This is a genomic window from Brevibacterium zhoupengii, assembly GCF_021117425.1.
Lineage (GTDB): Bacteria > Actinomycetota > Actinomycetes > Actinomycetales > Brevibacteriaceae > Brevibacterium > Brevibacterium zhoupengii.
Window position 1 is genome coordinate 2,886,923 of sequence record NZ_CP088298.1, and the last position, 12,364, is coordinate 2,899,286.

The following is a 12,364-nucleotide window of genomic DNA, read 5'->3' on the forward strand; positions in this document are numbered from 1 at the left end:
CACGCCGCACGCCCGATAGAGGCGTCAGTGCCCCAGATTCAGGGCAGATTGCGTGAGATCAGCAGCCGCATGATGTCCGAGGTCCCTTCCTCAATTTCCTCGAGTTTGGCGTCGCGCATCCACTGTTCGACCGGGTGCTCGCGCGAATAGCCCCACCCGCCCAGAGTCTGGACTCCAGCCCAGGTGCAGAACATCGCGGTCTCCGAGGCGCCCATCTTCGCCATCGCGGCGGAGGCAGTGACCTTCTCCCGCGGCACCGACTCCCCCGCATCGATCATCCGTGCCGCGTTGAGGACCTGCAGCCAAGCGGCATCGATGCGCGCAGACATGTCTGCCAGGCGGAAGGCCACGGACTGGTGGTCGATGATCGGGGAGCCGAACTGTGTCCGCTCACGTGCGTAGTCGCGGGCGTATTCGTAGGCGGCCCTGGCCGTGCCCAGAGCAGCGGCACCGAGGACCACTCGGGAGATGTCGAAGGTGCGCATCAGCCCGTAGAAGCCCTGCCCTTCCTCGCCGAGGCGGTTCTTTGTCGGGACGAAGGCGTCGGAGAAGAAGATCTCCCGGCATACGATCGCACGCTGACCCATCTTCTTCATCGGTGCCCCAAACTCCATCCCCTCGGTATCACCCGGAAGGAGGAACGCGGTGACCCCGCGTGAGCGCTGCGTCGGGTCGGTCTTGGCGAAGACAACGTATCCCGTGGCCAGGCCGGCATTGGAAATCCATGCCTTCTGCCCGTTGAGCAGATAGCCGCCGTCAACAGCCTCAGCACGGGTAGTGATCGAGGCCGAATCAGACCCTGATCCCGGTTCCGTCGTCGCCAGTGCGGTGAAGATCGGATCTGGGCCGGTCAGAGGACGCAGCCACGCCTCCTTCTGCTCCTCGCTTCCCAACGCCAGGATCGGATCGGCGAAGAAGCCGTTGGAGCACAGGAAGTTACCGATGCCGGGGTCGCCGAAGCACAGCTGCTCCTGGACGAGGCATTGTGTGAAGACGTCGGTGAAGCCACCGCCTCCGTACTCCTCGGGGATCATGAAGTCGGTGATGCCCACGCGCGCCGCTTGGCGAAACAGCTCGACCGGGGACTGAGTGTCCGCCTCGTCGACGCCGCGGCCGGCTGGCCGGATCTTGTCTTTGGCGAATGCGGCGCACAGTTCGATGATGTCCGTCTGCTCATCGCTCAACGGCCAGGGTGTGTAGCTCATGTCAGGTTCCTCTCCTCAGTCGACTTCGGCTCCTCGGTCGACTTCGCTCTCTGACCGAACGCACCCAGCATGTCCGTGGCTGCGCGTGAGTCCTCGGTGATGTGGATGAGGGTGGGGCCGGCGAATTCCTCGGCCTCCCGCAGTGCCGCCGCCAACTCAGCCTGTGTCTCGATGTGGAGACCGCGAGCGCCCAGCGAGGTTGCCAAGGCGGGGAAGTCCGGTCCCAGCAGGGCAACTCCGGCAGGAGTGTCGCCGCGATCGGCCATTTCGTTCCTGATCTCCCCGTACCCGCCGTTGTCGACGATGATGAGCGCCAGGGACACCTGCGCCTGCGCGGCCGCGGAGAGTTCGGCGATCGTGAACATCGCTCCCCCGTCACCTTCGATCGCCACTACCCTGGCCTCGGGTGCGGCGAGCTTGGCACCGATTCCCGCCGGCAGACCGAACCCCAGGGTTCCTGCACCTGCCGGATAGAGGAAGCGGTCACCTCGCCGCGCCCGCCATCCGGTCTGCACTCCGTAATAGCAGCACATCGTCGAATCTGCGGCGACGATGACTGGTGATGTCGACGAGGTGGTGTAGTCGTTGAGCCCGCCGCACAGCGCTGCCCAGGGTGCACCTTCATCTTTGCCTGCGGCCGTGATCGTGTCATGCCAGCGGCGCAGCCATTCGCCTGCTGCCCGTGAGAGACCGGCCGATCTGGTCTGTCGCAGCTGGTGCGTCAACGCGATCGTCGCGTCCGTGGCATCGGCGGGGATGGGGTGGGTGACGCGAGCATTGCGCAGCATCTGCACCTCGTCGACATCGATGCGCACAACAGTGTCCGGCAGCGGCATGGGCTCGGGCCAGAAATCGCTGGGGGCCAGTTCCGTACCGATGGCCACCACAGCATCTGCGGCGAGCAGCATCTCCGGCAGCACCTCGAGGACCCCGATGGCGCCGAGGTTGTTCTCAAACTCATCATCGATCGTGCCCTTGGCATTCGAAGACAGGATGACCCCGGCCCCGAGCGCGGTCGAGAGCTCTTCGATCTCGACTCCGGCAGCACGGGCCCCGGCACCGACGATGAGCAGGGGACGCTGGGAGGCGGCGAGCGCCTCGGCGGCGGACCTGATCGCATTCGGCTCCGGACTCGGGTGAGGGCGGGTCACCGACGGGTGCAGCGTTCCAGGTCCGGTGGCCTCGATGAGGTCGAGTGGGATCTCGATATAGGCGGGCCGACTGCGCCCGGATCGCATCGTCGACAGGGCCTGTCCGACCGCCAGGGACACCTCACCGGGGCTCGTCACTCGATGGCTGTCGCCGAGGACGGCCTCGATGGCCTGACTCTGATTGCGCACCTCATGGAGGAGTCCGTTGCCGCGTCCCGGGTGGGTCAGCGGCATGCCGGGACCGATGAGGAGGACCGGGACCGAGTCGGTGAAGGACTGCAGCAGTGCGGTCAGCGCATTGAATACCGCCGGCCCTGTCGTGGTGACCACGACCTGCACCTTTCCGGTGACACGAGCCGCACCGTCGGCCATGTACCCGGCGCCCTGCTCATGCCTGGGCGAGACGATATCGATGCCCTCGGTGGCCAGTTGGGCGAAGATCTCAAGATTGTGGGTCCCGGGAATCCCGAAGACCCGCGTGATCCCCTCTGCCCGAAGCGCTCGGGCCAGATGTGCCCCACCGGTGATCTCTGCGTGTTCCTCTGTCATCGTGGCTCCTTGTTATCGGCACGGTTGCTGTCATCGTCGTCGCTGTTGCTGTCACTGCTGTCATCGTTGTCGTCGTCGCGGCTGGTCACGACCAATGCGTCGACCGCGAGTGCCCCTTCGGGGGCGACGCGGACCGGGTTGATCTCGATCTCCTGGATTTCGTTGCTGCCGGCGATCAGGCGGGAGACCGAGACGATGATCTCGGCCAGTTCGTCGAGATCGGCCGCTCGCCGTCCCCGCCACCCGGTGAGCAGGCGGTAGCAGGTGAGCCGGGAGATCATGTCGAGTGCCTCCGCGTGCGTCACCGGCGCCAGTTCGAGCCAGGTGTCCCCGTAGAGCTCCGTCTCGGTTCCCCCCGCACCCACCAGCACGATGGGGCCGAAGTTCTCGTCCCAGCGTCCGCCGACGAGGATCTCGACTGCATCATCGCGGGTGTCCATCTCCTCAATGATGTACTCCCCCTCGCCGAGGCGGCCCACCATCTCCGCATGCGCGTGTTCTACCGCAACGGCATCGTCGAGTCCGAGGGCGATCGCCCCGAGTTCGGTCTTGTGCGCGGGCCACCCGGCCTTGAGCACGAACGGCGGTGTCAGATCCGAGCCCGCCAGCACCTCGGCGACTGCAGATCCGCGACTCAGCGCCAATGCCCGCGGCACCGGCACGCCAGCCGCTGCGATCGTGTCCCTGGCCGCAGCGTAGCCGCTGCCCCAGGGCGTGACCGGTCCCGACTGCTCCAGAGCCTCGGTGATGCGCCCGGCATGCGAAGCGTAGAAACCGGCCCCGGAGACCACGCGCATGACCGAATCGATCGACGTGTAGACGGGAATCGAGTTCTCCCACAGAGCGGCGACGGCGGCTGAGTCGGCACTCATCGAGTGCACGATGAGGGGCTTGCGGTGACTGCGCACGGTCTCTCCCAACCGCTGCACCTCGGCGAGTTCAGGTTCGCGCAGGGCAGCGATGTCTTCGCCGTAGCAGCCGAAGTACCCGCTGAGGATGACCGCGTCGATCCCCTCATCGGCTAGGAGTGCATCGACGAGTCGCGAGTGCACGCTCAGGTCCGCCTCCCCTGCGCCGTCGAGGTCGATCGGATTGTCGGTGTGACCGGCCTGCGGCAGGTGATGCTCGACGTGGGTGCGGGTGGCTTCGTCGAGGACGTTGGCGCGCAGACCATGGGACTCGGCTCTGTCCGCGGCGATCGCACCCTGCCCTCCGGAGTCGGAGATGATGGCGATTCTTCGGCCCGCAGGCAGCCATGATGTGGCGAGGAATCCGGCGAGTTCGACCGCCTCACCTGGGGTGGTGAGTCGGATGGCACCGGCGGCGCGGCAGGCGGCATCGATCGTGTCCATCGCCGAGGTGAGTGATCCTGTGTGTGATCGTGCGAGCCTGGCACCGGCATCCGATTGGCCCGTGGTGAGAATCATGGTCGGCTTCCCGGCCGCGCGCAGCGCCTGCATGGCCGAGACCAGGGCAGTGCCGCCGGTGAAGGATTCGAGGTAGAGGACGACCTGAGTGGTGGCATCGTCGTCGACGAGGGTGGTCAGGACCTCTGCGGCCCGGACGTCTGACTGACCGCCGATGGAGGCGAAGCGTGAGATCCCGAGCCCGCTGCGTGCGGAGAGGGTGGCGATCTCCGTTCCCAGCTGCCCGCTCTGCGTCACCACAGCCAGGGAGCCTGGGGTGAAGTTGCCCCAGGCCAGAAGCAGCTCATTGCCGGAATCGACCACCCCCAAGGACGAGGGACCGATGAGGCGGGCGCCGGCGGCAACGATGCGTGCGGCGATATCGGCGGCCCCGGGCACCCTGGCCGAGATGATGAGGAACGCTTTCACTCCCGCTGCCAAGGCCTCATCGACCACGGCAGGCACTCCCGTACCGGGAATCGAGATGACCAAGAGTTCCGGCGTCTCGGGCAGATCGGAAAGGTGAGCGAAGGTGGGTTCGGCCTGGATCGAGGCGACGCGGGAATTGATGAGGTAGACCCGGCGCCGGTGAGCGCCCTTGAGCGCTCCTGCCGAGAGCCAGAAACCCCATTTCGCGGGATCGTTCGACGCCCCGAGGACGGCCACACTGCCGGGATCGAAGAAGCGCTCCATGGTGCTAGTGCTCTGCGCTCGCGGAAGTCATCGGGGCGGTAGCGCTCGGATGGCCCGTCTCGGACCGCAGAGCCTCGAGATTGGCATCCACCAAAGACTGTGCCGCCTGTCGGGGCGTGATGCCTTGGCGCTCGGCTTCGCTGAGCACCTGAGTGGTGAGTTCGCGCAGGGTCTGGGTGACCAGTGACCTGCTGTCATCCCAGGTGCCGTCGACGTCGCCGAAGGTCACCCACCACCACCAGGCATTCGTCGCCGAGTTCGCCAGGAAATCTGGCACGACCTTCACCCCACGAGCCTGCAGCTGCGCTTCGGCATCCGGGAGAACGGGCATGTTCGCGGCCTCGACGATGAGCGTGGCGGTGATGGCAGCACAGTTCTCACTTGTGATGGCGTAGCTGACCGCGGCGGGAACAAGCACGTCGCAGTCCGCCGACAGCCAGTCTCCCCGATCGCCGACGCGATCTTCGGGGCGCAGAGTCGAGCGATCGATGCCGCCGAAAGGATCACGCGTCGCCAGCAGCGCCTCGACATCGAGACCGGCCGGGTTGGACACAAACCCATCGGCATCGGCGATGCCGACGATGCGCACCCCCGCCTCGGCGAGGAATCTCGCGCTCGCCCCACCCATGGAGCCGAACCCTTGGAGCACGGCGGTCGCGGAGGCCGGATCGACCCCGTCAGCCTCAAGTGCGGCAAGCACCGAGGTCGCCACTCCAAGTCCGCCGACGAGTTCGTCTTGGCCAACACCGTCGACGATGGTGGAGAAGGCTGTCTCTGCCCGAGCTGCGGCAGCCTGCGGATCGGCCAGCAGCTTCTCAACGGCACTCAGCGCGCTGCCGAGGTCACGTGAGGCGAGGATGTCATCGATGTCCCTCTGGCGCACGCCCAGATCCTCGCCCAAGGCCCAGTAGGCACGCATGATCGGGTTCACTGCGATGAGGAACCGTTCGAGGACGTCCCTGGCTCCGGGCTGGCGCGGGTCGAAGTCGATTCCGCCCTTGGCACCTCCGACAGGAACATAGTGTCGGCCCTCGCGCAGGTGGATGGCTTCCTTGCGCGTCATCCCTTGAGCCAGGCCCCGGACCTCTTCGAGAGTGCACCCCTGTCGCATCCGCAGGCCGCCCGAGGCCGTTCCCCTCACGAGCGTGTCGATGACGACGAATCCGTGTGTTCCGGTGACCGGATCCTGCCAGGTGATGTCCATGAACATGTCGCTCCCAAGGATTTAACTGAATCGCTGTTCAGTAAGGTTCAGAACACCAGTCTGACCGCCTCGACGCAGTGCCGTCAAGAGAGGTGCGGTGAGAAGTTCCGGGCTCAGTCCAGTTCGCGTGAGACGAACGCATCAACCCAACCCGACAAGGTCGTAGGAGACACCGTTTCGGGGTTGACGATGAGTTGGATTGCGAGCCCGTCGAGATAGGCCAGGATCCGCGTGGCACTGCCCTCGGCCGCCTGAACAGCAGACCCCTCTGCGAGGTCTATTGCGTGAGCGCACCGGAACTCACCCGCTTCGAGACCGGCGACGATGAGCTCAGACAGAATCGTCTTCCATTCGCGGTCGAGGGCGGTGAACGTCGATCTCACCTCGTCGTCGAAGAGTCCGGCCGACCAACCGTCGATCCAGATCTTCCAACTCCTGGTCGAACCTGTCGGCATGTACCACCGGACTACGTCGTTGAGCCTTTCCCTGGCCGACTTCCTCCCGGCGGCGAGTCGACGGGCGCGGTAGAGGTCGTTCTCTCCGGCGTGCGCGAAGGCCGCAGCGACGAGGGCCTCCTTCGTCACGAAGTGGTAGATGACCAGGCTCGGGCTCAGGCCCAGTCGCGCGGCCACGTCGGCGACTCGGAGGGTGCGCAGACCGGTGCTCTCGATCTCTTCCACGGTCGCTGCCAGGATCTCTTCCCGACGGACCGATGCGCTCTTCCGCGACATGGCCTCCTCCTTCACACAGACAGAAATGGCTGCGCAGCAAGTACCTTGCTGTACAGCCATTCTAGTTCCAGGCGCCGGTGAACCCTGTGCCCACGCCACCAGTGGGCGCCGGCGTCAGTGGGCGCCCACGCCACCAGTGGGCGCCGGCGTCAGACTCAGCGCAGGACGACGTCCGTCTGAGGTCCCACAAGCGACAGCGACTTCGGTCGGCTCAGCAGATCGCCGGCCATCGTCGTCACCTGTTCGGCCGTGACCGAGCGGACGCGTTCGATGAGGTCGAGCGGAGCCTCGAGCGGGATCCCGAAGATCTCGGATCTGGCCAGGCGGTTCATGCGCGCGGCCGAGGATTCGAGCCCGAGGACCATTGATCCCGAGAGCTGGGAGACGATCGCGTCGAGTTCCGAGCGGCTCGGTGCCTCCTGCGCCAGGCGATCCCATTCGGCCAGAGCCAGATCGACGACGGCCTGCCCGTTCTCCGGTGTACACCCGGCATAGATGCCGAACGTGCCGAAATCGGTGAACTGGCTGGCTACACAATTGACGGCGTAGGCGAGGCCGCGTTCTTCCCGCACACTTTGGAAGAGGCGGGAGGACATGCCCCCGCCGAGCATCGTCAGCAGCACCGAATAGACGAATCGATCCGGGTGGCCCTCTTCCAGACCTTCACAGCCGAGCAGGATACCCAACTGTTCGGTGTCTTTGGCCGTGTGTGAGCGCCCCGAATGGAACGTCGGCACCTCACGTGCGCTTCGTCCGGACGTTTCCGTCGCCGCAGCCGACCCGGTTCCTGCGGACGAGCCGGAGGTCGCCACGGTGTCCCAGGTGTGTGAACCGGCCTCTGAACCGACGCCGGCCTCGGCCAAGGCATCCTCGACCATACGCACAACCTCGTCGTGGGTGGAACCGCCGGCGGCGGCAATGACCAGACGCGGGGGAACATAGGTCGTCGAGTGGTGCTCGAGAAGTGTGTGATGGCCCAGCACGCGGATCTGGTCCTTCGTCGCACCCACAGGACGTGCCAGGGGGTGGTCGCCGAAGATGAGCTCGTCGAAATCATCGAAGAGAACATCACCGGGGTCGTCGGCGGACATCGCCAGCTCTTCGATGATGACTCCGCGCTCACGTTCGAACTCCTCGGCATCCAGGCTCGAGTTCGAGACCATGTCGACGAGCAGAGACGTGATGTCGGCTAAATCTGTGACGAGGCACCGGGAGTAGTAGCAGGTGAGTTCCTTCGCCGTGATGGCGTTGGAGTCTCCCCCGGTCCGGTCGAAGGCCGCTGCGATCGTCTTCGCGTCCTTCGTCGCCGTTCCCTTGAAGAGCATGTGCTCGAGGAAATGGGTCGAGCCCGCGGTCTCGGTCGATTCATCGCGTGAACCGGCTGCGACCCAGATGCCGATCGTCTCTGAGGCCAGCCCGGGCATGTGTTCAGTGGTCACCGTCAAACCACCGGGGAGGACAGACCGATCGATTCGGCTGCCCTCCCCGGTGTGAGAATCTTTGAGTATCAGTTGTCTGATTCCTCTTCTGTCTCTTCGTCATCGTCGCTGACAGGCGCGAGTGACAGCTTGCCGCGGTCGTCGATCTTCGTGATCTCGACCTGGACCTTCTGGCCGACTCCGACGACGTCTTCGACGTCCTCGACGCGCTTGCCATCGTTGAGCTTGCGCAGCTCGGAGATGTGCAGCAGTCCGTCCTTGCCCGGCGTCAGGGAGACGAATGCGCCGAAGCTCATCGTCTTCACGACCGTGCCGAGGTAGCGTTCGCCGACCTCAGGCACCTGCGGGTTGGCGATGGCGTTGATCATCGAACGGGCAGCTTCGGCAGACTCGCCGTCGGTGGCGCCGATGAGCACGGTTCCGTCGTCTTCGATGCTGATGTCAGCGCCGGTGTCTTCCTGCATCTGGTTGATCATCTTGCCCTTGGGTCCGATGACCTCGCCGATCTTGTCGACGGGGATGTTCACCGAGATGATGCGCGGAGCAGTCGGAGCCATCTCTGCCGGAGCATCGATGGCCTCAGCGATGACGTCGAGGATGACCATGCGGGCTTCCTGCGCCTGCTTGAGCGCGGCACCGAGCACGGAGGCCGGCAGGCCGTCGAGCTTGGTGTCGAGCTGGATCGCCGTGATGAAGTCACGCGTTCCGGCAACCTTGAAGTCCATGTCGCCGAAGGCGTCTTCGGCGCCGAGGATGTCAGTCAGTGCCGCGTATGCGGTCTGGTCACCGGAGTCGGTGGAGATGACATCGGAGACGAGTCCCATGGCGATGCCTGCGACAGGAGCCTGCAGCGGCACACCGGCCGAGAGCATGGCCAGTGTCGAAGCACAGACCGAGCCCATCGAAGTGGAGCCGTTGGAACCGAGAGCCTCTGAGACCTCACGGATGGCGTAGGGGAAGTCCTCGCGCTTGGGCAGAACCGGCACGAGCGCACGTTCAGCCAGTGCACCGTGTCCGATCTCGCGACGCTTCGGGCTGCCCACACGACCGGTCTCTCCGACCGAGTAGGGCGGGAAGTTGTAGTGGTGCATGTAACGCTTCGTGGTCACTGGCGAGAGCGAATCGATGTGCTGTTCGAGCTTGAGCATGTTCAGCGTGGTGACACCCAGGATCTGGGTCTCGCCGCGCTCGAAGATGGCCGAGCCGTGGGCACGTGGGATCACGTTGGTCTCTGCGGTCAGCGGACGGATGTCCTTGAGGCCACGACCGTCGATGCGGATCTGCTCGGTGAGGATGCGCTTGCGCACAACCTGCTTGGTCAGAGCATTGAGGGCCCCGGCGATTTCCTTCTCGCGGCCGGCGAAGCGCTCGCCCAGCTTTTCGAAGAGCTCAGACAGCAGAACTTCGCCTGCGGCTTCGCGCTCCTGCTTGTCAGCGATCTGGAAGTTCTCGGTCTGCTTGGCTTCGGCGAGTTCACGCACTGCTTCGTAGACGTCGTCCTCGTAGTCCTTGAAGACCGGGAATTCGACGGTCGGCTTGGCGGCGCTGTCGGCCAGCTCCTGCTGGGCACGGCAGAGTTCGCTGATGAAGGGCTTCGCTGCTTCGAGTCCCTCGGCCACGACCTCTTCGGTCGGTGCGGGGGCACCGGTCTTGATGCGGTCGATGGCGTTGTCCGTGGCTTCTGCCTCGACCATCATGATCGCAACGTCGTCACCGACAACACGGCCAGCGACGACCATGTTGAACACTGCGTCGTCGAGCTGCGAATGGTTCGGGAAGGCAACCCACTGGCCGTCGATGAGTGCGATGCGCACGCCGCCGATGGGGCCGGAGAAGGGCAGTCCGGAGAGCTGAGTCGACATCGAGGCAGCGTTGATGGCCAGCGCGTCGTAGATGTGATCGGGGTGGATCGACATCACTGTGACGACGACCTGGACCTCGTTGCGCAGTCCCTTCACGAAGGAGGGGCGCAGAGGACGGTCGATGAGACGGCAGGTGAGCACTGCGTCGGTCGAGGGGCGTCCCTCGCGGCGGAAGAACGAACCGGGAATGCGGCCCGCGGCGTACATGCGCTCTTCGACGTCGACGGTCAGGGGGAAGAAGTCGAAGCCCTCACGGGGGTGCTTGCCGGCCGAGGTGGCCGAGAAGAGCATGGTTTCGTCATCGAGGTAGGCGACGGCGGAACCGGCGGCCTGCTGTGCGAGGCGTCCTGTTTCGAAGCGGATGGTGTGTGAACCGTAGCTGCCATTGTCAATGTGCGCTACGGCGGATTCAGGGTTGAGTCCCACGTATTCTCCTTGTAAGTAACCGGTACGCGGACACCTTCGAAGTCCGAAGGCGGAAAGTCCGCGCCAATCCGGTGGATATTGACTTGGACATCCCATGGATCCAAGCCGGTCATCGATCGGGGCCCACGGAACCGGCGTATGTCTGCCCGTTCTTCCGGAGGCCACTACCGAGGACCGAAACGTCCATGGCATGATTGTCCGCTTCGAAGTCTACCGCAGTTGCCTCATTGAGCCATCGAGACGCATGCCACCCGGGCCTGCCGCGAAGAATCGGCCTGCCTCAGAAGACGAAGAAGCGCCCTGCATGATGCAGGACGCTTCGTTTCGTCTGAGGTGACTTGCTCGAACCTGTATCGGTTCGTCTGAGCCGCACTCAATGTCAGGGTGCTGGTCTCAGCGACGCAGACCCAGGCGCTTGATGAGCGAGCGGTAGCGCTCGATCTCGACGCGCTGCAAGTACTTGAGCATACGACGACGCTGACCGACGAGGAGCAGCAGGCCACGACGTGAGTGGTGGTCGTGCTTGTGATCCTTGAAGTGCTCGGTGAGCTCGGTGATCCGGCGGGTCAGCAGCGCAACCTGGACCTCGGGAGAACCGGTGTCGCCCTCGTGAGTTGCATATTCCTTGATGACTTCTTGCTTTTCAGCAGTGCTGAGAGCCATGGACTTCTCCTTTAAGATCGTTGCGCGGCGCCGAGACCTGTCAGTCTCAGCACTATCGAACCGCGGCCGGTGAAAACGGCAGAGTTCAGTTTATCAGGTGTGGAGCACCTCGCGCACATCGGCGATATCCTCGTGCATCTTCACCACGAGTTCGTCCATGCCGGTGAACGTGACCTGTCCACGGATGCGCGAGACGAATTCGAGAGTCATGTGCCTGCCGTAGACGTCGAAATCGCCGAATTCCTTGTCGAGCACATGTGCTTCGACCCGACGAACGCTGCCTTCGAATGTGGGGTTGGTCCCGATGGAGATGGCTGCGGGGTATGGCTGTGTGTCGTCCGAGAAGGTCGCCCATCCGGCGTAGACGCCATCGGCGGGAATGAGCCCTTCGGCATCCTCGGACAGGTTCGCCGTCGGGAACCCGAGGTCGCGGCCTCGAGCGTCGCCGTGGACGACGGTTCCCTCAACCCGATGGTAGCGACCCAGCTGATCAGCAGCCTCGGCGACATCACCGGCGACGATCTGCTCACGGATCCGCGAGGAGGAATATCGTCCCCCGCGTCCGACCTCTTCGATCGTCTCCGTCCGGAACCCGAATTTCTCGCCGAGGTGGCGCAGGGTCTCGATGGTGCCCTCGTTGTCTTTGCCGAAGCGCACATCATCACCGACGACGACGATCTCACAGGCCAGTGCCTCAACGAAGTAGGTGCGAACGAACTCCTCGGCGCTCTGGGAGGCGAAGTCGAGATCGTAGTGCTGGACGAACAGGGCGTCGATGCCGGTGTCGGCGATGAAGTCGGCCTTCTGCTCGGTGCTCGTGATCATCAACGTCGGCTCATCCGTACGGTGGACCGTGCGCGGATGCGGGTCGAAGGTCATAGCCACGGAGCGCAATGAGCGCTCGGCCGCCAGTGCTGCCACCGCCTGGAGAACGGTTTGGTGACCGCGGTGGACCCCGTCGAAGTTGCCCAGGGTCACGACGGTGCCGACATCGCCGGCCCCGACCTCATTCAGTCCGTGATAAAGCTCCACTCG

The 12,364-nt window shown here is 64.6% G+C and carries 9 protein-coding genes; all 9 read right to left on the reverse strand.

What is annotated here, in order from left to right:
• Nucleotides 1-38 precede the first annotated feature (38 nt).
• The 9 genes from LQ788_RS13095 to LQ788_RS13135 all read right to left on the reverse strand — a co-directional run bounded on the left by LQ788_RS13095 (nucleotide 39) and on the right by LQ788_RS13135 (nucleotide 12,361).
• On the reverse strand, nucleotides 39-1,205 hold the full coding sequence (locus LQ788_RS13095; protein ID WP_231441652.1) for an acyl-CoA dehydrogenase family protein: 1,167 nt from the start codon (nucleotides 1,203-1,205) through the stop codon (nucleotides 39-41).
• Nucleotides 1,202-2,905, reverse strand: coding sequence for a thiamine pyrophosphate-binding protein (locus LQ788_RS13100; RefSeq protein ID WP_231441654.1), 1,704 nt, complete (start codon nucleotides 2,903-2,905; stop codon nucleotides 1,202-1,204). The genes LQ788_RS13095 and LQ788_RS13100 overlap by 4 nt, the downstream gene beginning before the upstream one ends.
• Nucleotides 2,902-5,004 carry an acetate--CoA ligase family protein gene (locus tag LQ788_RS13105; protein ID WP_231441657.1) on the reverse strand — a complete coding sequence of 701 codons (2,103 nt, stop codon included), beginning with the start codon at nucleotides 5,002-5,004 and terminating at the stop codon, nucleotides 2,902-2,904. Before LQ788_RS13105 ends, LQ788_RS13100 begins: the two co-directional genes overlap by 4 nt.
• 4 nt (nucleotides 5,005-5,008) lie before the next feature.
• Nucleotides 5,009-6,214, reverse strand: coding sequence for a glutamate dehydrogenase (locus LQ788_RS13110; protein WP_231441659.1), 1,206 nt, complete (start codon nucleotides 6,212-6,214; stop codon nucleotides 5,009-5,011).
• A 107-nt stretch (nucleotides 6,215-6,321) separates the two neighbouring features.
• Entirely contained in the window at nucleotides 6,322-6,939 is a 618-nt protein-coding gene (locus LQ788_RS13115; RefSeq protein ID WP_231441660.1) for a TetR family transcriptional regulator C-terminal domain-containing protein, read from the reverse strand.
• 155 nt (nucleotides 6,940-7,094) lie between these two features.
• Nucleotides 7,095-8,378, reverse strand: coding sequence for a M16 family metallopeptidase (locus tag LQ788_RS13120; RefSeq protein WP_231441662.1), 1,284 nt, complete (start codon nucleotides 8,376-8,378; stop codon nucleotides 7,095-7,097).
• A gap of 68 nt (nucleotides 8,379-8,446) precedes the next feature.
• The gene (locus tag LQ788_RS13125) at nucleotides 8,447-10,666 is read right to left on the reverse strand and encodes a polyribonucleotide nucleotidyltransferase (protein ID WP_231441663.1); all 2,220 of its coding nucleotides are present in this window, start codon (nucleotides 10,664-10,666) and stop codon (nucleotides 8,447-8,449) included.
• A 393-nt stretch (nucleotides 10,667-11,059) separates the two neighbouring features.
• Nucleotides 11,060-11,329: a 30S ribosomal protein S15 gene (gene rpsO, locus LQ788_RS13130; RefSeq protein WP_009882989.1), complete on the reverse strand. Its 270-nt coding sequence runs from the start codon at nucleotides 11,327-11,329 to the stop codon at nucleotides 11,060-11,062.
• Nucleotides 11,330-11,422: 93 nt separating this feature from the next.
• Nucleotides 11,423-12,361 (reverse strand): bifunctional riboflavin kinase/FAD synthetase, encoded by a 939-nt coding sequence (locus LQ788_RS13135; protein ID WP_231441664.1) that lies wholly within the window; start codon nucleotides 12,359-12,361, stop codon nucleotides 11,423-11,425.
• Nucleotides 12,362-12,364: the final 3 nt, after the last annotated feature.

What these genes read in the sequence shown, in the direction of transcription:
- LQ788_RS13100 (WP_231441654.1), bottom strand. Translation starts at nt 2,905, where the DNA reads ATGACAGAGGAACACGCAGAGATCACCGGTGGGGCACATCTGGCCCGA.
- LQ788_RS13095 (WP_231441652.1), bottom strand. Translation starts at nt 1,205, where the DNA reads ATGAGCTACACACCCTGGCCGTTGAGCGATGAGCAGACGGACATCATC.
- LQ788_RS13105 (WP_231441657.1), bottom strand. Translation starts at nt 5,004, where the DNA reads ATGGAGCGCTTCTTCGATCCCGGCAGTGTGGCCGTCCTCGGGGCGTCG.
- LQ788_RS13110 (WP_231441659.1), bottom strand. Translation starts at nt 6,214, where the DNA reads ATGTTCATGGACATCACCTGGCAGGATCCGGTCACCGGAACACACGGA.
- LQ788_RS13115 (WP_231441660.1), bottom strand. Translation starts at nt 6,939, where the DNA reads ATGTCGCGGAAGAGCGCATCGGTCCGTCGGGAAGAGATCCTGGCAGCG.
- rpsO (WP_009882989.1), bottom strand. Translation starts at nt 11,329, where the DNA reads ATGGCTCTCAGCACTGCTGAAAAGCAAGAAGTCATCAAGGAATATGCA.